Below are 23,879 nucleotides of genomic sequence, written 5' to 3'. Positions count from 1 at the left end.
AGTTCGGGCGGCAGTCGTGACCGAACCGGTCTCCGCCATTAGTCTCTGCAAAACGGGAATATTCGCGGGCAGGTCCGGAGACTTTTGGCGATTTCGACCTCAAGACCGACTAATCGAGAGTCCAGAGACAAAGTTGAATGTGCGAAATGGCCGCATTCCCGGCCCATTTCCGCTGAGGCTGTGACGGCCAGGCAAACGCCGGACTGCCTGGCTGGGGCGGCAGGTATCGAACCCGCAAATTCCGCTATGGCCAATTTGTTGGTTGAGCGAGAGAGATCCAAACCGCTTCCCCAATAAGCGCTTGGTCTGCCGGAAAATGCCGTACTAGACCGAGTCGCGGGGTACGAAGATTCGGAGAAAATTCGGTTCTCCGGGACTATCGAACGCCTAATTGGACCGACGACGGGACTTCTCTGGCGGGAAAAACGCAGGAAAACAGCCGGATTTTCGGCCTGTTTCCACATCGAAGTACGAAGTGACTTTGGCTGGCTGGCGGAGAGAGTGGGATTCGAACCCACGGTACGGTTTCCCGCACACACGCTTTCCAAGCGTGCGCCTTAAGCCACTCGGCCATCTCTCCGGAGCGCCCTCTCTTGAAGGGGCGCCGGGGATTTTGCAAGGGATCGCGGGGAAATCGGGTGAATTTTCCGCAAGCTATTGTATTTTAAAGAGAATATATGACGGCGATCGAGGCGTCCGAGCCGGCCGTCGGCTGAACCTGTGACGGGTTTGGCGCGACGATTCACTGAGGACCGCCAACCATGACCGGGGACGCCATGACCATTCGCAAGACGATCGCTGCCCTGAGCTTGATTTCGGCTCTTGGCTCCGCCTTTGCCGGGCCGGCGCTCGCGCAAATCTGCACCCGGCAGGGTGTCGATGTGAGCTGCGACGACGGGAGGCGCGGGTTGCTTTCGGGCGATGCCATCCTCTGGCCGGACGGGACGCGCTCGAGCTCGACGCCGCATCAGAGCGTGATCATCGGCAACAAGAGCTCGGTGCATGTCGGGCCCGGCGTGTTCGTCGGCCAGGGCAAAGGCATGGTGCCGCTGGACGATCCGAACGCGCCGAACAAGCGGCAATGCGCGATCCTGGACGGCGTGTCGTATTGCTATTGAGGATCTCGTTCCCCCTCTCCCCGTAAGAGCGGGACGAGGGAGACCAGAACTAAATCAGCCTTACACCGGAAATCGCCGACTTCAGCCAGCGTAGCGCTTGCGGCGGCTGGGCGGCCAGCGGAGCTACTGCGGCCTTCTCGGTCCGGCACTTCTCCAGCTCCGCGACGAAATCCGCCGACCATTGCTGGATGGTGTGGCCGCGCAGCTTCTTCATCATCGCTTCCCAGCGCATCTTTCGCTCGGTCAGCGGCATCGCGGCCGCGACCGCGATCGCGCGCGCCATGCCGTCGATGTCGTGCGGGTTGACCAGCAGCGCGGTGTCGAGTTCGTTGGCGGCGCCCGCGAACTTCGACAGCACCAGCACGCCGGGGTCGGCCGGGTTCTGGGCTGCGACATATTCCTTGGCCACCAGGTTCATGCCGTCATGCAGCGGCGTCACCACGCCGACCTGGGCGGTGCGATAGAGGCCCGCGAGCACGGCCTGGCTAAAACCCTTGTTGAGATAGCGGATCGGCGTCCAGTCGACTTCGCCATGGCGGCCGTTGACGTCGCTGACGAGACGGGCGACGTCGTTCTGCAGATTGCCGTACGCCTCGATCGCACCGCGCGACGGGTTGGCGATCTGGAGCAGCGAGATGCTGCGCGCGAATTGCGGGTGCTCGGTCCAGAGCCGGTCGAACGCGCTGATGCGGTTGACGAGGCCCTTGGAATAATCGAGCCGGTCGACGCCGATCGCGAGCCGCTCGCCGTTGAGGCTGCGGCGCAGCCGCGACACGTCCGGATGCGAGACCGACTTCGCGGCATATTGCGCAAATTTCTCGGCATCGATGCCAATCGGAAAGACTTCGCAGCGCGTGCGGCCATTCTGCGAAATGACGACGCTGTCCTCGACGGTGAGACCAAGCTCGCCGCCGGCATAGGCCAGGAAGTTCTGGCAATCCTCGTCGGTCTGGAAGCCGAGCAGATCGTAAGCGAGCATCGCCGTGATCAGCTCGCGATGATTGGGCACGCCCTGCATCACCGCAGCCACGGGCCAGGGCGTGTGCAGAAAGAAGCCGATCGGATCATCGACGCCGAGATCGCGCAACTCCGCACCGAGCGCCAGGAAATGATAATCCTGCACCCAGAACGCGGTCTGGTCCTTCCGGAATCGCATCAAGGCGCGCGCCATGAACGCGTTGACCTCGCGATAGCTGACATAGTCGTCGCGCGAGACGCGGATCAGATCGCTGCGCGAATGCAGCGCCGGCCACAATGCCGAATTGGCAAAGCCTTCATAATAGCCGCCGTAATGCGCCGCAGGCAGATCCAGCGTCGCAATCGCGCCCGAGCCGAGCGCTTCGATCTCGGCGAACGGCTCCTTCTGATGACCGTCACGGACGCGGCCGGAGGAACCCACCCAGATCGCACCTGAATTTTCCACGACCGGAAGCAAGGCCGCCGCGAGGCCTCCCGTCATCGGCTCGTTGGGTTTACCGCGCGCAACCCGATTTGAAACGACGATCAAGTTCACAGGTCGTCCCCTCCTGTTCATTCCACCCCATTTAACTGCCGTTCATCAATATGGTTCCTGTCATCATTTCTACCGATTGAAACCAAAATCAGGCATGCGCGTTGGAACCAGTTTTAAATCGCGGGAACCCGGCGATATCGCTCGACAAAGGCGGCTTTTCTCGCCGGGATGCACAGCATGAATTGCGCGCTCGCAGGAACTTTCGCCAACGACAATGTGGCCCCGCGGTGACGACGCCTTATTCCAACCTTGTGTCGTCGAGCAGCCGTGCCAGGAACGCGCGCACATCGCTCGGCGCGTCGAAATGGCCGTCAACGCCCATCGCGCGGCGGCCGACCGAGAACGAGAGCCCGTTCATATCAGGCATGATCGCGAACACGGTTTCATCGGTGACGTCGTCACCGATGAAGATCGGACGACGTCCCCTGAACGGCTCGTGCTTCATCAATTCGCGCACGCCGGTCGCCTTGGTAAAACCGGAATGCTTGATCTCGCAGACGAACTTGCCGGGCAGCACCTCGATCGGCGCGTTGGGCAGATCGGCGCGTATCAGCGAGACAGCTTCATAGATCGCCTTCTCCGCATGCGGCGCGAGGCGATAGTGCAGCGCCAGCGAATAGCCCTTGTCCTCGAGCAGGATCCCGGGGCTGAGCTTTGCGACCGCAGCGAGCCGCCGCTTCAACTCCTTGTCCATCGGCGGTGCGTTCACCTCGTCGGCCTCATTGCCCACCGACAGGCGCATCTCCGCGCCGTGACCTGCGACCGCGCGAAACACCTCGGGCGCGAAGATCAGGTCGATGTCGTTGAGCGAGCGGCCGCTGACCATCGCCAGCGCGCCGGACGTGCGTTCGGTCAGCCGGCTCAGCGTCTCTGACAGGCCCGACGGCACCCACACCTCGCGCGGCGTCGGCATCAGGTCGAGCAGCGTGCCGTCGATGTCGAGCAGGATCGCGGTCTCGTCGAGATGCGGGACCAACGCATGCGGCACCGGCACCGATTCCGGCCTCTCATTGTCGTTACGCGCGGCTTGTTCGTCGACCATCGGCATTTCCGCCAGTTCCGATTTCATGAGCTTACTCCATAAAGGCGAGCGGCCGCGCGATTTGTTCGAGCGATTTTCGTTCCGCAGCGACGGCATAGCGCCACGCCACGATCGCGGCCGCGATCATCAAAAATGCCCCCAGCAAATAGCCGGCGAACACGCTGGTGCGTGATCCCGTGTCGATCAGTACGCCAAACAGCGCGGGCCCCGCGACGCCGCCGATGCCGGTGCCGACCGCATAGAACACCGCGATCGCCAGCGCGCGAACTTCCAGAGGGAAGGTCTCACTGACGGTGAGATAGGCCGCGCTCGCGGCGGGGGACGCAAAGAAGAAGATCACCATCCAGGCGATGGTCTGCCCCTGCGCGCTCAGCGCGCCGATCGAGAACAGATAGCCCGACAGCGCCAGCAGCAGGCCCGACACGCCATAGGTGAACATGATCATGACGCGGCGTCCGAGCGTATCGAACAGGCGGCCGAGCAGCAGCGGGCCGAGGAAGTTTCCGGCCGCAAAGGGGAGCAGATACCAGCCGACATGATCGGCGCTGATGCCGTAGAAATCGGTCAGTACCAGCGCGAACGTGAAGAAGATCGCGTTGTAGAAGAACGCCTGCGCGCTCATCAGCACGAGGCCGACCAGCGCACGCTTGCGATAGGCGGAGAACAGCGTGTGCACGACCTCCCTGATCGGCGTGTGGTCGCGCATCTTCAGGCGTATTTTGGCGAAGCGGCTTTCGTCGGCATCCTGGTCGTGCCCGATCACCGAGCGCTCGATCTCGTCGACGATCGCGTGGGCCTGATCGGGCTGGCCATGAATCATCAGCCACCGGGGGCTTTCCGGAATCCACATCCGCATCAGCAGCACGACGAGGCCGATGCTCGCGCCGATGAGATAGGCCAGCCGCCAACCGAGATCGGGGCCGATCACATTGGGATCGAGCAGCACGATGGCCGCCACCGCGCCCATCGCCGCGCCGATCCAGAAGCTGCCGTTGATGACCAGATCGGTCCAGCCGCGATAGCGCGCCGGCACCAGCTCCTGGATGGTCGAGTTGATCGCCGTATATTCGCCGCCGATGCCGGCACCGGTGAGGAAACGGAACAGCGCGTAGCTCGCGACACTCCAGGAGAACGCCGTCGCGGCGGTCGCCGACAGATAGAGCGCGAGCGTGATGAAGAACAGCTTCTTGCGGCCGATGCGATCCGTGAGCCAGCCGAAGCCGAGTGCACCGAGCACCGCGCCGGCGAGATAGGCGGAATTGGCGACGCCGAGATCCAGATTGGAGAAGTGGAGAGAAGGGCTCTGCTTCAGCGCACCCGAGAGCGCGCCGGCCAGCGTCACCTCGAGCCCGTCGAGAATCCAGGTGATGCCGAGCGCCAGCACGACGCGGGTGTGAAAACCGCTCCACGGCAGCGCATCGAGCCGAGCGGGAATGCTGGTCTCGATGATACGGTCGGTCGCGGCCGCCATCGAGACGTCAGATCCATAGTTCAGCGCCGGGCTTTGCTGCAATTCCATCACGTTTTGGGTTTGACCAATGAAAGCGGCCCCGCTTCACATGAAGTGGACGGGGTTGTTCCGATCACGTGGGTGCGGCATTCCGCCTGCCACCTGCGACAACGTCTGCGGCAAGGGCAGGTTCCCGCAGGACTAGTCGCAGGTCCGCTCGTTTCCGGTGGAGCCGCAAGGAGTTGACGCATGGCTCATGTCAGAAAGACGACACATTCGCGCAAGGCGGCAGCGCGCGAAGGTGGAGCTAAAGCGGGCGTTTGCGGCAGTATCGGTCCCGGATCGGCGCGCGCTTGAGAGCGCGATTGTCCGGGACGACAGGGGTGTGAGGCGACTGGAGGCCTCAGGCGAACGACTTAGGCCGCCCGAATCGTCCCCATGAAGCGATCGAGTTCGGCGCGTAGCCGCGTGCTCTCACTGGAGAGGGTCTTGGCGGAGTTCAAGACCTCTTCCGAGGCGGAACCGGTCTCGGCGGCGCCGCGGTTGACCTGGCCGATGTCGGTGGCCGCGGTCTGAGTGCCCTGCGCAACGGTCTGGACGCTGCGCGCGATCTCCTGCGTCGCCGCGCCCTGCTGCTCGACGGCGCTGGCGATCGAGGTCGAGATCGACGAGATCTGTCCGATGGTCGCGCCGATCTCCTTGATCGCGGCAACCGATTCGGCGGTTGCGCCCTGCATGCCGGTGATGTGCGAGGAGATCTCGTCGGTGGCCTTCGCGGTCTGGCTCGCCAGCGACTTCACTTCGCTCGCGACCACGGCGAAACCGCGGCCGGCTTCGCCTGCGCGCGCTGCCTCGATGGTGGCATTGAGCGCGAGAAGGTTGGTCTGCTCGGCGATCGCGGTGATCAGCTTGACGACTTCGCCGATCTGCTGGGCTGCATGCGACAGCTTGCCGATGCGGCCATCGGTCTCCTTGGCCTGCACCACGGCGGCTTCGGCGATCCGGCTGGAATCGCGAACCTGGCGGCCGATCTCCTCGACCGAGGCCGAAAGCTCTTCCGTCGCGGTCGCAACCGACTGCATGTTCGAAGAAGCCTGTTCGGAGACGTCGGCGACCTGGCTCGACAGGCTCTGCGTGGTCTCGGCGGTGCGGGTCAGCGTGGACGCAGCCGATTCGAGTTGAACGGCCGACGCCGAGACGTTCGAGACGATGGCGCCGACGGCGCTTTCGAAATCATCGGCGAAGCGAATCAGCTCGGAGCGGCGCGCCGCCTCCTGCTCCTTGCTCTGGGCTTCGCTGGCGGCAGCGTCGCGCTCCGCCTTGGCGACGGCCTGAACCTTGAATTCCTCGACCGCGCCGGCCATTTCGCCGATCTCGTCCTTGCGCCCCAAACCCGGCAGCACGACGTCGAAATTACCCGAGGCCAGCTCGCGCATCGCCTTGCACATCGCGATCATCGGACGCGAGATACCGTTGCCGAGCATCAGGGCCAGCACCGCGCCGACGGCGAGGCCGCCCAGCGCCAGCATCAGCATCAGCTGCTCGGTGTCGACGATGGTGGCGTTGGCACTGGCTTCGATGCGCTGCTGATCGGCGGTCAGGTCCGACCGGAGATCGGCCGAGAGTTTCAGGATGGACGCGGCCGTCTTGGTCATCTCGCCATTCAACTTGACGATGACCTTCACGTTCTCAGTCAGCTTTGAGAAGGAGGTGCGGTACTGCTTCAGGAGATTGCCGATCTCGGTGACGCGGTCGCTGATCTTCTGGTCGTTGGCATAGATCGAGACCAGCAGGGTCTCCAGAAACTTGATGCGGGCGATCACACCGTCGGCGGTCTTCGGCTCCGGCTTGGTGACGAAGGCGCTCACCGAGGTGGAGACCGCCAGATATTGCGAGGTGACGTCCTTGGCCGTGGCCTGAACCGAGTTCAGCCCGGCCAGTGCCGCGGTATCGGCGAGATCGTCGAACTTGAAGCGGATCTTGTTGCCGACGCTATTGAGCTCGTCGGTCGCGATCTTGTTGTTCTCGCGCGTCAGCGTGATGATCTCGCTGAACACCTTCGTGAAGCGCTGGAACTCGGCCTCGAGCTTGCCGACCTGTTCGCGGCGCGCCGCACCGGTGGTCGCGGTCATCGACTTGGCGATGGCGCCCTTCAGATTCTCTTCGGCCGCCTTGGCCGCGGTCTCGTCATCCGCCGAGCCGGTCAGCGTGTAGGCCCGCGACAGACCCTGGTAAGCGATCAGATCGCGATCGACCGTCCGCGCGAGGTCCGCTTCGGCCACGCTGGTTCGGTAGGACGCCACGGCGCCGGCGATTCGCTCGAAGCCGAAATAGGCGAAAGCCATGCTGGCGGCGAGGATGGCCAGCACCGCCACGAAACCGAGGATGATTTTTGCACGAAAACGCAAGGTGAGCAGGCTCGATTTGTTCGGCTTCGACTTGGCGGACATTCCCCACCCCATTCCATTCGCGGAAAACCAGGCGCAGCCTGGGAGCAGCGCGCTCCCCGACTCGTACGCACGGTAAGGGGCAAAGAATAAGCGGCGGTAAATTTATGGCGCCGCAACTTGCGGTTAGGTGACGCGGGAGGGCCGCCCCGAAGCAATGGTGAAAATCCGGCTGGAGCAGACGCAGTCAAATGCAGCCCTACGCCGCCCGGATATTCCCCATGAAGCGATCGAGTTCGGCGCGCAGCCGGGTGCTCTCGCTGGACAGGGTCTTGGCCGAGTTCAGGACCTCTTCCGAGGCCGAGCCGGTCTCGGCGGCGCCGCGGTTGACCTGGCCGATGTCGGTGGCGGCGGTCTGGGTACCCTGCGCAACGGTCTGGACGCTGCGCGCGATCTCCTGCGTCGCCGCGCCCTGCTGCTCGACGGCGCTGGCGATCGAGGTCGAGATCGACGATATCTGGCCGATGGTGGCGCCGATCTCCTTGATCGCGGCGACCGATTCGGCGGTGGCGCCCTGCATGCCGGTAATGTGCGAGGAAATTTCGTCGGTGGCTTTCGCCGTCTGACTCGCCAGCGACTTCACTTCGCTCGCGACGACCGCAAAACCGCGGCCGGCCTCACCTGCGCGCGCCGCTTCGATGGTGGCATTGAGCGCGAGAAGATTGGTCTGCTCGGCAATCGCGGTGATGAGCTTGACGACTTCGCCGATCTGCTGGGCGGCATGCGAGAGCTTGCCGATGCGATTGTCGGTCTCCTTGGCCTGCACCACGGCGGCTTCGGCGATTCGGCTGGAGTCGCGAACCTGGCGGCCGATCTCCTCGACCGAGGCCGAAAGCTCTTCCGTCGCGGTCGCAACCGACTGCATGTTGCTGGACGCCTGCTCGGAGACGTCGGCGACCTGGCTCGACAGGCTCTGCGTGGTCTCGGCGGTGCGGGTCAGCGTGGACGCAGCCGATTCGAGCTGAACGGCCGAGGCGGAGACGTTGGAAACGATGGCACCGACGGCGCTTTCGAAATCGTCGGCGAAGCGAATCAGCTCGGAGCGACGCGCGGCGCTCGCCTCCTTGTTCTGGGCTTCGCTGGCGGCAGCATCGCGCTCCGCCTTGGCGACGGCCTGAACCTTGAATTCCTCGACCGCACCGGCCATTTCGCCGATCTCGTCCTTGCGCCCCAAACCCGGCAGCACGACTTCGAAATTACCCGAGGCCAGCTCGCGCATCGCCTTGCACATCGCGATCATCGGACGCGAGATGCCGGTGCCGAGCAGGAAGGCGAGGACCACGCCGAGCAGCGTACCGCCAAAGGCCAGCATCAGCACCAATTGCTCGGTCTTCCCGATGGTCGCTTCCGATTCGGAATCCAGCCGCTGCTGCTCGGCAACGAGGTCCGCCTTCATGGCGGTGGCACCCTGAAGGATCGCACCGGCCGAGCCGCTCATCTCGTTGACGAGCTCGTCGACCATCTTGGCATTTGCGATCAGCTTCTCCAGCGATTCGCGATAGGCGACGAGCAGCGCCTTGGCGTCCTTCAACCCGGCAACGATCTTGTCGTCCATGGAATAGACCGCACCCAGCGAGTTCTCGACGAACTTCAGCCGCGCCAGCGCGCTGGTCGCGATCGCCTGGTCGGACGTCAGCACGAAATTGGTTGCCGCGGCGCTCGCGGTCTGGAACTGGGCGTTGACCTGCTTGGTGCCGAACTCGATCGACTGCGCCTCGGAATCGGAGGCGTTGTTGCCGATGTCGTCGAGCTTGTATTTCAGGAGGTTGGCATTGCGCGTGAGCTGGTTCTGCACCAGCAGCGTGCTGTCGCGCTTGGCCTGGAGGACCTTGGCGAAGGTCGTGGAGAAGTTGGAGAACTCCTTGGCGAGCTTGTTGATGCCGTCCTGCCGCGCCGGCTGCTTGGCGCTCTTGACGGCCTCGTCGATGGCGTTCTTCAGGTTGGCCTGGGCGTCGAGCGCCGCCTTGGCGTCGTCCTCCTTGCCGGTGACGACGAAATATTTCACGGCCGAGCGATAGGCCAGCAGCTCGCGGTCGATGTTGCGGGCGAGGTCGGCCTCCGAAACGCTGCTGCGGTAGGACCCGACCCCGGCCGAAACCCGCTCGAAACCTAAATAAGCGAAGGCCATGCTGCCGGCCGAGATCACCAGCACTACGGCGAAGCCCAGAATGATCTTGGCGCGGAACCGGAGAGTCGGAAATATTGTACGTTTCGACGGCGACGCGATACGCCCGGACATTCCCAACCCCCATTTATTCTATTCAGCCGTGGCTCGGGGGCGCCCGCCTCCAAGTCCGGATGCGCAAAACTAGGGCACAATGGATAAAGGGCGGTAAACTCGGCAGGTTCATGCAATCCAGGGTTCCATCGGCCAAAGGCCTACCGGCTGGTCCAGATGGCTGGCATTCCACCCCCGGTGGCCGTTCCGGCGGCAATCCCCGAGCAAGTCATTGCGCCCTCGGCGGGATCAATGACTTTTCAATGACGGCGGCGACCAAAATCCTAGTTGCAAAGTTCCGGGTCGCTGTCTCTAATTAGAAACAATCAAAATCAATCCCGGGAGGACTCCACCGTGTCTACAGTCAAGCTGACAGTGAACGGCAAGGCCGTTGCTGTCGATGTCGAGGACCGCACGCTGCTGGTCCAACTTCTGCGCGATACCCTCAACCTCACCGGAACCCATGTCGGCTGCGACACCAGCCAGTGCGGCGCCTGCGTCGTCCACATGGACGGCAAGGCGGTGAAATCCTGCACCATGCTGGCGGGCCAGGCCGACGGCGCCAACATCACCACCATCGAAGGCATCGCCAAGGGCGACGAGCTGCACCCGATGCAGGCCGCCTTCCGCGACAATCACGGCCTGCAGTGCGGCTATTGCACGCCGGGCATGATCATGTCGGCCATCGACATCGTGCACCGCCATGGTGGCGACCTCGACGAGACCACCGTCCGCCAGGAGCTGGAAGGCAATATCTGCCGCTGCACCGGCTACCACAACATCGTCAAAGCCGTGCTGGACGCGGCCGGACGCATGAAGGTCTCGCAGGCGGCCGAGTAAAGCGGCTCGCCTCGAAAAAAGAACAATCGCTGCGGCTTTCGAGGGAAAGCGCAGTCAAGACAATTCCGGTCGGGAGGACCAGACAATGGGTGTTGAAGGCATCGGCGCGCGAGTCGTGCGCAAGGAAGACAAGCGTTTCATTACCGGCAAGGGCCGCTACGTCGACGACATCAAATTGCAGGGCATGACCCATGCCCACTTCATCAGAAGCCCGCACGCGCATGCCAAGGTGAAGAAGATCGACTCGTCCGCCGCGCTGAAGATGCCGGGCGTGGTCGCGGTGCTCACGGGCCAGCAGATCGTCGACGACAAGGTCGGCAACCTCATCTGCGGCTGGGCCATCACCTCCAAGGACGGCAGCCCGATGAAGATGGGCGCATGGCCGGCGATGGCTCCGGAGACGGTGCGTTTCGTCGGTCAGGCCGTCGCGGTCGTGATCGCCGAGAGCAAGAATCTGGCGCGCGATGCGGCGGAAGCGGTCGTCGTAGGCTATGAAGAGCTGCCGGCGGTCGCCGACGTTCACGCCGCAATCAAGGCCGGCGCACCGCAGCTTCACCCTGAAGCGCCCGGTAACCAGGTCTATGACTGGGTGATCGGCGACGAAGGCGCGACGGATGCCGCCTTCGCCAAGGCCGCCAATGTCGTGAAGCTCGACGTCACCAACAATCGCCTCGCGCCGAACGCGATGGAGCCGCGCGCGGCGATCGCCGATTACGACGAGGCGGAAGAGCACTTCACGCTCTACACGACCTCGCAGAACCCGCACGTCGCCCGCCTCGTGCTGTCGGCATTCTACAACATCGCCCCCGAGCACAAGCTGCGCGTGATCGCACCCGACGTCGGCGGCGGTTTCGGCTCGAAAATCTTCATCTATCCCGAGGAGATGGTGGCGCTGTGGGCGTCGAAGAAGGTCGGCCGTCCCGTGAAATGGACCGGCGACCGCACCGAGGCCTTCCTCACCGACGCGCATGGCCGCGACCATGTCACCCATGCCGAGATGGCATTCGATGCCAACAACAAGATCACCGGCCTGAAGGTGAAGACCTACGCCAATTTCGGCGCCTACATGTCGCTGTTCTCGTCGTCGGTTCCGACCTATCTCTACGCGACGCTGCTGTCGGGCCAGTACAACATCCCGGCGATTCATGCCGAGGTGGTCGGCGTCTACACCAACACCACGCCGGTGGACGCCTATCGCGGCGCGGGCCGTCCCGAAGCGAGCTATCTGATCGAACGTCTGATGGAGACGGCGGCGCGGCAGCTGAAGGTCGATCCGGCGGCACTGCGCCGGACCAACTTCATCACCCAGTTCCCGCACCAGACGCCCGTGATCATGGCCTATGACGTCGGCGACTTTAATGCCTCGCTCGACGCCGCGATGAAGGCGATCGACTATGCCGGCTTCGCTGCCCGCAAAGCCAAGGCGAAAGCCGACGGCAAGCTGCGCGGCATCGGTCTGTCCTGCTACATCGAGGCCTGCGGCATCGCGCCGTCGAAGGCCGTCGGCAGCCTGGGCGCCGGCGTCGGCCTGTGGGAATCGGCCGAGGTGCGCGTCAACCCGGTCGGCACCATCGAGATCCTCACGGGCTCGCACAGCCACGGCCAGGGCCACGAGACCACCTTCTGCCAGCTGGTCTCGGAGCGCCTCGGCATTCCCATCAGCCAGGTCTCGATCGTCCATGGCGACACCGACAAGGTGCAGTTCGGCATGGGCACCTACGGCTCGCGCTCGGCGGCTGTCGGTCTCACCGCGATCCTGAAGGCGATGGAGAAGATGGAATCCAAGGCCAAGAAGATTGCAGCGCATGCGCTGGAAGCTTCCGAAGCCGACATCGTCATCGAGAATGGCGAGTTCAAGGTGACCGGCACCGACAAGGCGATCGCACTGCCGATGGTCGCGCTCGCGGCCTACACTGCGCACAATCTGCCTGACGGGATGGAGCCGGGCCTGAAGGAAAGCGCCTTCTACGACCCGACCAACTTCACCTTCCCGGCCGGCACCTATATCTGCGAGCTCGAGGTCGATCCTGGTACGGGCAAGACCTCCTTCGTCAACTTCGTCGCGGCCGACGATTTCGGCCGGCTGATCAACCCGATGATCGTCGAGGGTCAGGTCCATGGCGGCCTGGTTCAAGGCATCGGACAGGCGTTGCTCGAGCACGCGATCTACGATGCCAACGGCCAGCCCGTCACGGCCTCGTTCATGGACTACGCCATGCCGCGTGCCGACGATGTGCCGTCGTTCAACCTCTCCCACACCACGACGCTGTGCCCCGGCAATCCCTTGGGCATCAAGGGTTGCGGTGAGGCCGGCGCGATCGGCGCCTCTGCGGCCGTGATCAATGCGATCACGGATGCGATCGGCACGAACAATCTGGAAATGCCCGCAACCCCGGATCGGGTGTGGCGCACGATCCACGCGGCTTGAGAGGAGCATCAAAGATGTATCAGACCACTTATCATCGCGCTTCCTCCGTCGACGAAGCGGTAAGCCTGTTCGCCAAGGGCAGCGAAGCGAAGTTCCTCGCCGGCGGCCAGACGCTGTTGCCTGTGATGAAGCAGCGCCTCGCCAGCCCCTCCGACGTGATCGACCTCGGCAAGATCAAGGAGCTGCAGGGTGTCGAACTCTCGGGCGACGTGCTGACCATCAAGGCCGGCACGACCTATTTCGACATCATGCAGAATGCCGATGTGAAGAAGGCGATCCCCGCGATCGCCTATCTTACCTCGGTGCTCGGCGACCCCGCCGTGCGCTATCGCGGCACGATCGGCGGCTCAATCGCCAACAACGATCCCGCCGCGGATTATCCCGCCGCCCTGCTCGCGCTCGGCGCCACCGTGAAGACCAACAAGCGGTCGATCTCGGCGGAGGACTTCTTCCAGGGCCTGTTTACGACGGCGCTCGAAGACGGCGAGATCATCACCGCCGTGTCGTTCCCGGTTCCGGCGAAGGCGGGCTACGAGAAAATGCGACACCCGGCCTCGCGCTTCGCGTTGACCGGCGTGTTCGTCGCGCAGACGAAGTCGGGCGAGGTTCGCGTTGCCGCCACCGGCGCCTCGCAAAGCGGCGTGATGCGGGTGCCCGCGATCGAAGCGGCGCTGAAAGCGAACTGGTCGCCGTCGGCGATCGATGGCGTCAGCATTTCGGCGAGCAACCTGCTGGCCGACATTCACGGCACGGCGGAGTACCGCGCCAACCTCGTCAAGGTGATGGCGCAGCGCGCCGTGACCGCCGCGGGCTGACGTTTCGCCTTAGCGTCTCAACACAAATCTTCCGCGGCGCGCAGCAATGCGCGCCGCTTTTATTATGCGCCCATGCATGAAAAGCGCTTGCCTCGCTGACGTGAAGGCGGGAAAAGTTAATCAGCCAATTAACTCGCCCCACAGAGGAACGTCCGAAGCGACTGCCGGATCATCGGCATTCGCCCGCGACCCGAGGAAACAACAACGTGCTCGATAAACCAGCCCAGACCGCTTCCGTCCGCACCTCCGGCCCGCTCTCCGGCTTCCGCGTCGTCGAATTCGCCGGCATCGGTCCCGGCCCGTTCGCCTGCATGATGCTGGCGGACATGGGTGCCGACGTCGTCACGCTCGACCGCGTCGGCGCCAGGAAGAGCATGAAGTCGGTGGCGGGCCGCGGCCGCAAGGTGATCGAGCTCGATCTCAAGGACAAGGCTGCGATCGCGCAGGTGCTCGACCTGCTGGCGAATGCCGACGCGTTGGTCGAGGGCTTTCGTCCCGGCGTGATGGAGCGGCTCGGGCTCGGCCCCGACGTCGTGCTCGCGCGCAATCCAAAACTCGTCTACGGCCGCATGACCGGCTGGGGCCAGGAAGGCCCGCTCGCAAACGCCGCCGGACACGACATCAACTACATCTCCATCACCGGTGCGCTCGCTGCGATCGGACCTAAGGAGGCGCCGGTGCCGCCGCTCAATTTGGTCGGCGATTTCGGCGGCGGCGCGCTCTATCTGGTCGTCGGCGTGCTCGCAGCGCTACTCGAAGCACAGAAGTCCGGCAAGGGCCAGGTTGTCGATGCCGCGATGTGCGACGGCGCGGCATCGCTGATGTCGTTCTTCTTCGACATGAAAACGCTCGGCCGCTGGACTGAAGGCCGCGACCGCAACTTCCTGGACGGCGGCGCTCACTTCTACGGCGTCTATGAATGCGCCTGCGGCCATTTCGTCTCGATCGGCTCGATCGAGCCGCAGTTCTACGCGCTGCTGCGCGAGCACGCGGCCCTCACCGACGCCGATTTCGACGCGCAGATGGATCCCAAGGCCTGGCCCGCGCTGAAGGAGAAGTTGAAGGCGGTCTTCAAGAGCAAGACGCGCGAGGACTGGTGCAAGATCATGGAAGGCACCGACATCTGCTTCGCGCCGGTCCTGACCATGTCGGAAGCGACCGAGCATCCGCACATGGTCGCACGAAATGTGTTTATCGAACGCCACGGCGTGAAGCAGCCCGGACCGGCGCCGCGCTTCTCACGCACGCCGTCGACAGTGCGTGAGCCGGAGGGAGCGGAGATTGGTGCGGTCACGGCTGCGTGGAAGTTGAGGAAGTAATCTCCGCTGTCGTCCCGGGGCGCGCGAAGCGCGAGCCCGGGACCCATAACCACAAGGAATGGTTTGGCGACGGCTCGGAGTTACCACGTCGCGCCATAACCCCTCCCTGTGGTTATGGGTCCCCGCCTACGCGGGGACGACACCTGTCGTAATACAGCAGTTTGCCCAACAGCAGCGTTCTTACGCCGCATCCTCCACCTTCAGCACCCCGCGCCGGATCTGATCTTCCTCGATCGATTCGAACAAGGCCTTGAAGTTGCCTTCGCCAAAGCCGTCGTCGCCCTTGCGCTGGATGAACTCGAAGAAGATCGGGCCGATCGCGTTCGCCGAGAAGATCTGCAGCAGCACCTTGGTCTGGCCGCCGTCGACCACGCCTTCGCCGTCGATCAGGATTCCATTGGTCTTGAGCCGCGCAATGTCCTCGCCGTGCCCGGGCAGGCGTGCATCGATGCGCTCGAAATAGGTCTCGGGCGGTGACGGCATGAACGGCAGGCCGGCTTTGCGCATGCCCTCGATCGTGCCGTAGATGTCACGGCAGCCGCAGGCGATGTGCTGGATGCCTTCGCCGCGATAGATGTTCAGATATTCCTCGATCTGGCCGGAATCGCCGGCGTCCTCGTTGATCGGGATCCGGATCTTGCCGTCGGGGCTGGTCAGCGCGCGCGAGAACAGGCCGGAGGCGCGGCCCTCGATGTCGAAGAAGCGAATCTGGCGGAAGTTGAACAGCTTTTGGTAGAAGCCCGTCCACACGTCCATGCGGCCGCGATGGACGTTGTGGGTGAGGTGATCGAGATAGAACAGGCCCGCGCCGACGGGACGCGGGTCGCGCGCACCGAGCCACTCGAACTCGGAATCATAAGCGGAGCCCTTGGCGCCGTAGCGATCGACGAAATACAGCAGGCTGCCGCCGATGCCCTTGATCGCGGGCACATCGAGCGTCTTCTGCGCCGATGAAACATCGGCAGGCTCCGCGCCAAGCGAGATCGCGCGGTCGTAGGCCGCCTTCGCATCGACCACGCGAAACGCCATCGACGGCGCGCAAGGGCCATGCGCGGCGACGAAATCGTAGCCGTGGGTGCCGGGCTCCTCGTTGACGAGATAGTTGATGTCGCCCTGCCGATAGACCGTGATCCGCTTGCTCTTGTGGCGCGCGACGGGCGCATAACCCATCAGCTTGAATAGCGCATGCAACTCTGCCGGATCGGGATGGGCGTATTCGACGAACTCGAACCCATCGGTGCCCATCGGATTGTCGGCGGTGATGGTGGCCGGCGGTGCATCGTGCGGGAACGGGCCCATGGTGTTCTCCAGATTGCGACTGGATGAACTATCCTTCATTGGGCGCGCAAGGAGCGTGCAAATGGGGCGCATATTGATTATTATATGCACGATCTGTGCATCAAATGGGCAAATGGCGCATGATTTCGGTAGACGCTTTCGATCTCAAGATTTTGACCGCGCTCCAGGATGACGGCCGCCTCACCAACCAGGAGCTTGCCGACATCGCAGGCCTCTCGGCGTCGCAATGCTCGCGGCGGCGGATGCGGCTGGAGGAGGAAAAGGTGATCTCCGGCTATCACGCCGATCTCTCCAGCGAAGCGCTCGGCTTCGGTGTGATCGCCTTCATCCAGGTGGGGCTCGCGACCCACTCGCCCGACAACTCCAAGCGGTTTCGCGCGCTGGTCAACCGCATCGACGAAATCCAGGAAGCCTATTCGCTGACGGGCGACGCCGACTATGTGCTGAAGGCCGTGCTGCGCGACCTCAAGGGGCTCTCCAACCTCGTCAATGACGTCTTGATGCCGCACCAGAGCGTGGCGCATGTGCGCTCGTCGATCGTGCTCGATCGGCTGAAGGAGAGCTCACGGCTGCCGCTGAAGGATTTGAAGGCTGGCTGAAATCGAGGGAACTACGGCCTTCGCCAGCCACACGTCGTCTGCGATGATCAGGACATCTTGCGGAGATTCAGCCATGGCCCTCCAGCTTCGACCGAACTGCGAATATTGCGACCGCGACCTGCCGCCCGATGCAACGGATGCGCGGATCTGCTCCTACGAGTGCACGTTCTGCGCGGACTGCGTGGAGACGAAACTGTCGAACGTCTGCCCGAACTGCGGCGGCGGCTTTGCGCCGCGCCCGATCCGGCCGACGCAGGAATGGCGGCCGGGCGTATGCACGACCAAGCAGGCGCCGTCCGACAAGCGCGTGCATTTGAAGTACAGTGTGGAGGACGTCGCCGCGCATTGCGCACGAGTCCGCGAAGTGCCGCCGGAGAAACGATGACTGCCTCGTCGTTCCGGGATGGCCCGAAAGACCAGACCCGGAACCTCGAGATTCCGGGTTCGATGCTACGCATCGCCCCGGAATGACAACCACTTACTCCGCCGGCAAAATCGTCCCCTCGACCTCGCCAAAACCGACGCGATAGCCGTCGCCCTGGCACCAGCCGCGCATCACGAGGCTGTCGCCGTCCTCCAAAAACGTACGCTTTGCGCCGCCGGGAAGTTCGACCGGCTCGGTGCCGTTCCAGCTGATCTCGAGCAAGCTGCCGCGTTGATCCTTCTCCGGGCCGGAGATGGTGCCGCTGCCGAGGAGATCGCCGACATTCATGGCGCAGCCCGAGGAGGCGTGGTGCACCAGTTGCTGCACCGAGGACCAGTACATGTATCTGAAATTGGTGCGGCTGATACTCGTTGGGGCATTCGCGCCGCCAGGGCGCAAGGAGACGTCGAGCTCGACGTTGTAATTCTGAGGTCTCGTCTGCTTGAGATGGTCGAGCGGCACCGGCTCCTGCTCCGGCCCCTTCAGGCGGAACGGCTCCAGCGCCTCGCGCGTCACCACCCACGGGCTGATCGAGGTCGCAAACGCTTTTGCCAGGAACGGGCCGAGCGGCACATATTCCCATTGCTGGATGTCGCGCGCGCTCCAGTCGTTGAGCAGCACGAAGCCGAAGATCATCTCCTCGGCCTGTTGCTCCGTCAGCATGCCACCCATCGCCGACGGCTGGCCGACCACGACGCCTATCTCCAGCTCGAAATCGAGCCGCTTGCAGGGGGCGAAGCTCGGCAGCTCGACATTCGGCGGCTTCAGTTGTCCACGCGGCCGCTTCACCTTGGTGCCTGACACCACGACGGTGGAGGCGCGGCCGTTATAGGCGATCGGCATATGCAGCCAGTTCGGCTGCAGTGCATTGTCCTTGCCGCGGAACATCACGCCGACATTGGTGGCGTGCTCTTTCGACGAGTAGAAGTCTGTGTAGCCGGAGACGTCGAACGGCATGTGCAGCTTCGCCTCGCGCATCGGCACTAACGCCGCATTGCGCAGCTCTTCATTGTCGCGCAGTTCCGGATGATCGTGACGCAACAGCTCGCTGATCCGCGCCCGCGTCCTGGCCCAGACCTTTGGCCCCAGTGCCATGAACGGATTGAGCGAGGGTCCGGAGAACACCCCGAGCGGATCGACATCGAGCCGTGAGTCCTGCTCCAGCGCCCAGAGATCGAGCACGTAATCGCCGATCGCCACGCCGACGCGCGGCGTCGGATTTGCCGCGGTCGAGAACACGCCGTAGGGCAGGTTCTGGATCGGGAAGTCGGAGGCGGCATCGACGTCGATGAAGGAACGGAGGCTGGGATCGTTGGGGTGTGTCGTCACTTTTGGTCCGGTCCTTTCTTCCTTCTCCCCTTGTGGGAGAAGGTGGCGCGAAGCGCCGGGTGAGGGGTTCTCTCCGCGTGTTCGAATGCGAGAGGTTCGCCTCGCGGAGAGAACCCCTCACCCGTCTCGCCGCAACGCGGCGAGCCACCCTCTCCCACGAGGGGAGAGGGTTAGACAAGCTACGGCCTGTTCGGGTCGAACCGCTTCTCCAGCCCCTTCCAGCAATCCGCGTAGTCGTCCTGCAACGTCGACGCATTCGCGGCATGCGCGGTGACGCGCTGCGGGTAGCGGGTCTCGAGCATGAAGGCCATCGTGCCGGTCAGCTTGACCGGCTTCAACTCGCCGTTGCTGGCATGCTCGAAGGCATCACGGTCGGGGCCGTGCGGTAGCATACAATTATGCAGGCTGGCCCCACCGGGGACAAAGCCCTGCGGCTTGGCGTCGTAGACACCGTAGATCAGACCCATGAACTCGCTCATGATGTTCATGTGATACCAGGGCGGGCGGAAGGTGTTGTCGGCGACCATCCAGCGCTCCGGAAAAATCACGAAGTCGATGTTCGCGGTGCCCGCGGTCTCCGACGGCGAGGTCAGCACCGTGAAGATCGAGGGATCGGGATGATCGAAGCCGATCGCACCGACCGGAGAGAAGGTGCGCAGATCGTATTTGTAAGGCGCGTAATTGCCGTGCCAGGCGACCACGTCGATCGGCGAATGCGGCAAACTCGTCTTGAACAGCGCGCCGCCCCACTTCACGTAGAGCTCGGTCGGCGTGTCCTTGTCCTCGTAGCAAGCAACCGGCGTCAGGAAATCGCGCGCATTGGCGAGACAATTGGCCCCGATCGGCCCGCGCTCCGGCAGCGTGAAGGCGCCGCCGTAGTTTTCGCACAGATAGCCACGCGCCGGCCCGTTCGGAATTTCGACGCGGAATTTCACACCGCGCGGGATCACCACGATCTCGCCAGGCTCGGCGTCGATGCGGCCGAACTCGGTGACGAGGCGGAGATTGCCATGCTGGAGCACGAACATCAGCTCGCCGTCGGCATTGTAGAAATGCTGATCCACCATCGACTTGGTGATGAGATAGACATGCGCGGCCATGCCGGCCTGCGTGTTGACGTCACCGGCCGTCGTCATGGTCTGCACGCCCTGGAGGAAGGTCGTGTCCTCCTTCGGGATCGGCGCCGGGTCCCAGCGCAACTGCGCGATCGGCAGATCGTATTCATGGCATGGCGCCGAGCGCCACAGCCCGGCGTCGGCCTTCTCGAACCGGCCGGAGTGCTTGACCGAGGGACGGATGCGATAGAGCCAGGAGCGCTCGTTGGTGCCGCGCGGCGCCGTGAAGGGAGAGCCCGAGAGCTGCTCGGCATATAGGCCGTAGGCGCAGCGCTGCGGCGAGTTGCGCCCGATCGGCAGGGCGCCCGGCAGCGCTTCGGTCTCGAAGCTGTTGCCGAAGCCGGACATGTAGCCCGGCGTGACCTGCGCCGAGCTTCGGATGATCTGATCAGGCGAGGTATTGATGTTCATGACTATCCTCCTCCTTGCAGGGCGGCCCACATTTCCTGGTCGCGCTTGTCGGTCCAGATCACGGGATCGTCGATCCCCGACGCTTCGTCATAGGCGCGCGACACGTTGAACGGCAGGCAGTGCTCGTAGATGGCGAAGCTGTGGAATTTCGGATCCATGACTTCGCGCGTCGCCGCCATCGTCTCCTTCAGCGTCCGACCTCTGGCGACGGAGATCTCGGCGGCGCCATAGAGCGAGGTGACGAAGTCGCGCGTCATCGCAATGGCTTCGCGCACGGTGGCGGTGCCCTTGAGCGCATCGCCGCGGCCCGGCGCGATCGCCTTCGGATTGAAGTTGCGGATCTCGTTCAGCGTCATCGGCCATTCGCGCAAATGCGCATCGCCGCAATAGCAGGCCGAGTGATACTCGATGAGATCGCCGGAGAACATGACTTCCGCATCCGGCACCCAGGCGACGATGTCGCCGGAGGTGTGGCCGGCGCCAAGCTGCATCAGCCGCACTTCGCGTTTTCCAAGATAGATCGACATCTCGCCTTCGAAGGTCAGCGTCGGCCAGGTCAGCCCGGGGATGCTGGCGGCGTCCTGGAACAGGCGGGGGAAACGACCATACTCGGAATCCCAATCCTGCTGGCCGCGCTCCGCGATCAGCCGATGGGTCTCCTGCGAGGCCACGATGCCTTGCGCCTTGTAGGCGGACGCCCCTAACACGCGCACGGCGTGATAGTGCGACAGCACGACATATTTGATCGGCTTGTCGGTGACGGTCTTGACGCGCTCGATCACCTTGTTGGCCATCGCCGGCGTCGACTGCGCGTCGAACACAAGGCAGCCGTCGTCACCGACGATGATGGCGGTGTTCGGATCGCCCTCGGCGGTGAAGGCGTAGAGATCGGGGCCGATCTCGGAGAAGGTGATTTTCTTCTCGGAGAGATCGCCGGTGGATGCGAAGTTCTTCGCCATCAATTCATCCTTAGGTCTTGGGTTATTGTTGTTGCTGTTGCTGCTGCTGGCCGTCGATCATGCGGCGCTTTGCAAGCCCGATCGCCTCGCGGAGCACGTCGATGTCGCCGATGTGGTTGGCGAGGATCAGCACCAAGGCAGCGTCGAAATCAGCGCTCTGCTCATCGGTGAGGCCGCGATGCGCTTCGACGATGGCGCGAAAGGCATCGTCAGGACGCGCGAAATTGGAGTTGGTGGAGAGCGGCATGCCAGTCCTCAATTCAAACCTTGCGCACGCGACAATGCCGCCGCAACCAGCTCGCGCGTCGGATGACGGAAGCGCGCCGCGACGTAGCCATCAGGCCTAAGCAGATAGGCTGCCCCGGGCTCGGCGTCATAGCGCTTCGCGACGAAGCCCGAGGGATCAGCCAACCCGGCTGCGCCGCCGATGCGGATATCCTTGACACCATCGGGCGCCTCGATCGCCGTACCATTGCCGAACGACAGCAAGGTGAACTCCGTTCCGCCCTTGCTGAATGCGTCCGTCAAATAGGCATGCTCGCCCGCGATCGGCGCATCGAGCATCGAACGTCCTGGAGACGGCCCGCCGCACCACGCATCCGCATCGGGCGATGACAGCGGCGAGTCATAGCTGCACGGCACCGAGAGCCGGCCGCCATTGACCATGCGTTTGCCGAACTCCGTCTCCTTGGCAAGCGACAGCACCGCCTTGCGCAGCCGCGCCTCCTGGTGCGAGTTCGGCGCCATGAAATCGGTCGAGCGGGTGGATTCGCGGATGTTCTCGTCGGCCGCCATGCTGCGCTCGACATGGTAGCTCTCGAGCAGGCTCGCGGGCGACTTGCCGCGCAGCACGCGATCGAGCTTCCAGGACAGGTTCTCGGCGTCCTCGAGACCCGAATTGGCGCCCCGCGCACCGAACGGCGAGACCTGATGCGCGGAATCACCGGCGAAAATCACGCGGCCGTGGATGAAGCGGTCCATTCGTCGGCACTGGAACTTGTAGAGCGAGATCCACTCGAATTCGAACTTGTCGTGGCCGAGCATGCGCGCGATCCGCGGCCGTACATTCTCGGGTTTCTTCTCAACGACCGGATCGGCATAGCGATTGAGCTGGAGATCAATCCGCCAGACGTCGTCGGGCTGGCGGTGCAGCAACGCCGAACGTCCCGCATGGAACGGCGGATCGAACCAGAACCAGCGCTCGGTCGGGAATTCCGCGGTCATCTTGACGTCGGCAATCAGGAACTGGTCTTCGAACACCTGGCCCGCGAACTCGGCGCCGACCATCTGCCGCAGCGAGGAGCGCGCGCCATCGCATGCGATGAGATATTGCGCGTGCAGGCGATAGGCGCCCTCCGGCGTCTCGATCGTCAGCGCGACGGAGTCGTTGCGCTGCTCGAGCGCCGTCACCTTGTTGCGCCAGCGCAGGTCGATCGGAGGCAGATCACTGATGCGATCGACCAGATAGGCTTCGGCGTAATATTGCTGAAGGTTGATGAAGGCCGGCCGCTTGTGGCCATCCTCCGGCAGCAGGTTGAACTGGTAGAGCTGAGACTCGCCGTGAAAAATGCGGCCGACGCTCCACACCACGCCCTTGTCGACCATGCGGTCGCCGACGCCGAGGCGGTCCCAATATTCCAGCGAACGCTTCGAGAAGCAGATCGCGCGCGAGCCTTCGCCGATGCGGTCGGCGTCATCCAGAAGAACGACGTGCTGGCCGCGCTGGGCGAGATCGATCGCCAGCGACAACCCGACCGGGCCGGCGCCGACGATCACGACCGGATGCTCCGCCTGATCTTGGCCGGCACGGTCCTGGTCGGGATGGCGGCGATAGCCGAATTGGGTTTTGGCCTGATGCGTATTGGCCGGCGCCATACACTAACCTCGGCTCTGGTCAGAAGAAGACTGATCTGCTAGATAGTCTCACGTGCAACTATTTTGGACCGGAGCCGGCCGGCCGTCAACTGGAATCGGAGCGCTCTGCTTGGCGAGGACATCCAGCGACATCGCGCTGAAGACACGGCAAGCCCGCGAGGCCTCACCGCGTGAAAAAACCCGGCTCGATCTGTTCAAGTTCGTACCGTTCCGCCTCAACCGGCTCGCCGCCGAGGTGAGCGCCGCGCTCTCGGTCGAGTATCAGGAGCGCCACGGTCTCGACATTCCGGCCTGGCGCGTGATCGCTACGCTCGGCTTCCGCAACGATGCCTGCAGCGCGCAATACATCTCGCAATGCACGCGCACGCACAAATCGACCATCAGCCGCGCGGTGACGACGCTGCTGCACGAAAAACTGATCGAGCGGGTCGAGAACGAGGCCGACCGCCGCGAATTCCGCCTGCAACTGACGGCAAAGGGCCGCGCGCTCTACGAAGAGCTGTTCCCGCAATTGCTGCGGCGGGAAGACGAGATCCTCGCCTGCCTGTCCGCGCAAGAGCGCAGGCAGCTATCCGCTCTGCTCGGCAAGATCGAGGACAGCCTCGACCTGATCCAGACCAGCGAAGAGGCGGACGCCAAGCAGGCGTATTAGTTTCCGCTGCCATTCCGGGGCGCCGC

Annotated in this window: 19 protein-coding genes and 1 tRNA gene; 8 read left to right on the top strand and 12 right to left on the bottom strand. The window is 63.7% G+C overall.

All coding sequences use genetic code 11. From position 1 onward, the window contains the following. Positions 1–490: 490 nt before the first annotated feature. Positions 491–580: transfer RNA gene (locus F8237_RS16950), tRNA-Ser, on the bottom strand. Between the two features lie 196 nt (positions 581–776). Between F8237_RS16950 and F8237_RS16945 the strand changes: the two genes are divergently transcribed. Beyond that, positions 777–1,118: a hypothetical protein gene (locus F8237_RS16945; RefSeq protein WP_151650577.1), complete on the top strand. Its 342-nt coding sequence runs from the start codon at positions 777–779 to the stop codon at positions 1,116–1,118. 49 nt (positions 1,119–1,167) lie between these two features. Here the strand turns inward: F8237_RS16945 and F8237_RS16940 are convergent, their stop codons facing one another. The 5 genes from F8237_RS16940 to F8237_RS16920 form a co-directional block, all read right to left on the bottom strand. Then, a complete protein-coding gene (locus tag F8237_RS16940; RefSeq protein WP_162006084.1) occupies positions 1,168–2,631 on the bottom strand; it encodes a trehalose-6-phosphate synthase in 1,464 nt (487 codons plus the stop codon). Positions 2,632–2,869: 238 nt separating this feature from the next. After that, positions 2,870–3,700, bottom strand: coding sequence for a trehalose-phosphatase (gene otsB, locus F8237_RS16935; RefSeq protein ID WP_151646384.1), 831 nt, complete (start codon positions 3,698–3,700; stop codon positions 2,870–2,872). Between the two features lie 4 nt (positions 3,701–3,704). Then, the gene (locus F8237_RS16930; protein WP_151646382.1) at positions 3,705–5,192 is read right to left on the bottom strand and encodes an MFS transporter; all 1,488 of its coding nucleotides are present in this window, start codon (positions 5,190–5,192) and stop codon (positions 3,705–3,707) included. A 347-nt stretch (positions 5,193–5,539) separates the two neighbouring features. Next, positions 5,540–7,573: a methyl-accepting chemotaxis protein gene (locus F8237_RS16925; RefSeq protein ID WP_151646380.1), complete on the bottom strand. Its 2,034-nt coding sequence runs from the start codon at positions 7,571–7,573 to the stop codon at positions 5,540–5,542. A gap of 196 nt (positions 7,574–7,769) precedes the next feature. Further along, positions 7,770–9,809 carry a methyl-accepting chemotaxis protein gene (locus tag F8237_RS16920; RefSeq protein WP_151646378.1) on the bottom strand — a complete coding sequence of 680 codons (2,040 nt, stop codon included), beginning with the start codon at positions 9,807–9,809 and terminating at the stop codon, positions 7,770–7,772. Between the two features lie 333 nt (positions 9,810–10,142). On the opposite strand from F8237_RS16920, the gene F8237_RS16915 reads away from it, so the two are divergent. From F8237_RS16915 to F8237_RS16900, 4 genes are all read left to right on the top strand, one after another. Next, positions 10,143–10,628, top strand: coding sequence for a (2Fe-2S)-binding protein (locus F8237_RS16915; RefSeq protein ID WP_151646376.1), 486 nt, complete (start codon positions 10,143–10,145; stop codon positions 10,626–10,628). An 85-nt stretch (positions 10,629–10,713) separates the two neighbouring features. Further along, the gene (locus tag F8237_RS16910; protein WP_151646374.1) at positions 10,714–13,056 is read left to right on the top strand and encodes a xanthine dehydrogenase family protein molybdopterin-binding subunit; all 2,343 of its coding nucleotides are present in this window, start codon (positions 10,714–10,716) and stop codon (positions 13,054–13,056) included. Between the two features lie 14 nt (positions 13,057–13,070). Further along, a complete protein-coding gene (locus F8237_RS16905) occupies positions 13,071–13,871 on the top strand; it encodes an FAD binding domain-containing protein (RefSeq protein ID WP_151646372.1) in 801 nt (266 codons plus the stop codon). A gap of 206 nt (positions 13,872–14,077) precedes the next feature. Next, entirely contained in the window at positions 14,078–15,190 is a 1,113-nt protein-coding gene (locus tag F8237_RS16900) for a CaiB/BaiF CoA transferase family protein (RefSeq protein ID WP_151646370.1), read from the top strand. Between the two features lie 180 nt (positions 15,191–15,370). Here F8237_RS16900 and hppD read toward each other — a convergent pair whose 3' ends face one another. Next, positions 15,371–16,489 (bottom strand): 4-hydroxyphenylpyruvate dioxygenase, encoded by a 1,119-nt coding sequence (gene hppD / locus F8237_RS16895; RefSeq protein WP_151650576.1) that lies wholly within the window; start codon positions 16,487–16,489, stop codon positions 15,371–15,373. Between the two features lie 119 nt (positions 16,490–16,608). Between hppD and F8237_RS16890 the strand changes: the two genes are divergently transcribed. Together F8237_RS16890 and F8237_RS16885 are read left to right on the top strand one after the other, a co-directional pair. After that, positions 16,609–17,088, top strand: coding sequence for an Lrp/AsnC family transcriptional regulator (locus F8237_RS16890; protein WP_162006083.1), 480 nt, complete (start codon positions 16,609–16,611; stop codon positions 17,086–17,088). A gap of 73 nt (positions 17,089–17,161) precedes the next feature. Then, the gene (locus F8237_RS16885) at positions 17,162–17,473 is read left to right on the top strand and encodes a DUF1272 domain-containing protein (RefSeq protein ID WP_151646367.1); all 312 of its coding nucleotides are present in this window, start codon (positions 17,162–17,164) and stop codon (positions 17,471–17,473) included. A gap of 93 nt (positions 17,474–17,566) precedes the next feature. Here the strand turns inward: F8237_RS16885 and fahA are convergent, their stop codons facing one another. The 5 genes from fahA to F8237_RS16860 form a co-directional block, all read right to left on the bottom strand. Beyond that, a complete protein-coding gene (gene fahA, locus F8237_RS16880; RefSeq protein WP_151646365.1) occupies positions 17,567–18,841 on the bottom strand; it encodes a fumarylacetoacetase in 1,275 nt (424 codons plus the stop codon). Between the two features lie 179 nt (positions 18,842–19,020). Next, positions 19,021–20,367: a homogentisate 1,2-dioxygenase gene (gene hmgA, locus F8237_RS16875; RefSeq protein WP_162006082.1), complete on the bottom strand. Its 1,347-nt coding sequence runs from the start codon at positions 20,365–20,367 to the stop codon at positions 19,021–19,023. A gap of 2 nt (positions 20,368–20,369) precedes the next feature. Continuing rightward, entirely contained in the window at positions 20,370–21,326 is a 957-nt protein-coding gene (locus F8237_RS16870) for an MBL fold metallo-hydrolase (protein ID WP_151646361.1), read from the bottom strand. 22 nt (positions 21,327–21,348) lie between these two features. Continuing rightward, positions 21,349–21,573 (bottom strand): DUF2783 domain-containing protein, encoded by a 225-nt coding sequence (locus tag F8237_RS16865; RefSeq protein ID WP_151646359.1) that lies wholly within the window; start codon positions 21,571–21,573, stop codon positions 21,349–21,351. 8 nt (positions 21,574–21,581) lie between these two features. Beyond that, positions 21,582–23,201 carry an FAD-dependent oxidoreductase gene (locus F8237_RS16860; protein WP_151646357.1) on the bottom strand — a complete coding sequence of 540 codons (1,620 nt, stop codon included), beginning with the start codon at positions 23,199–23,201 and terminating at the stop codon, positions 21,582–21,584. A gap of 109 nt (positions 23,202–23,310) precedes the next feature. Between F8237_RS16860 and F8237_RS16855 the strand changes: the two genes are divergently transcribed. Further along, positions 23,311–23,853, top strand: a complete 543-nt coding sequence (locus tag F8237_RS16855) for a MarR family winged helix-turn-helix transcriptional regulator (protein ID WP_151646355.1) — start codon at positions 23,311–23,313, stop codon at positions 23,851–23,853. The last annotated feature ends 26 nt before the right edge of the window (positions 23,854–23,879 follow it).

Source organism: Bradyrhizobium betae, from assembly GCF_008932115.1.
GTDB lineage: Bacteria > Pseudomonadota > Alphaproteobacteria > Rhizobiales > Xanthobacteraceae > Bradyrhizobium > Bradyrhizobium betae.
This window is presented reverse-complemented; position numbering and strand designations above follow the sequence as displayed.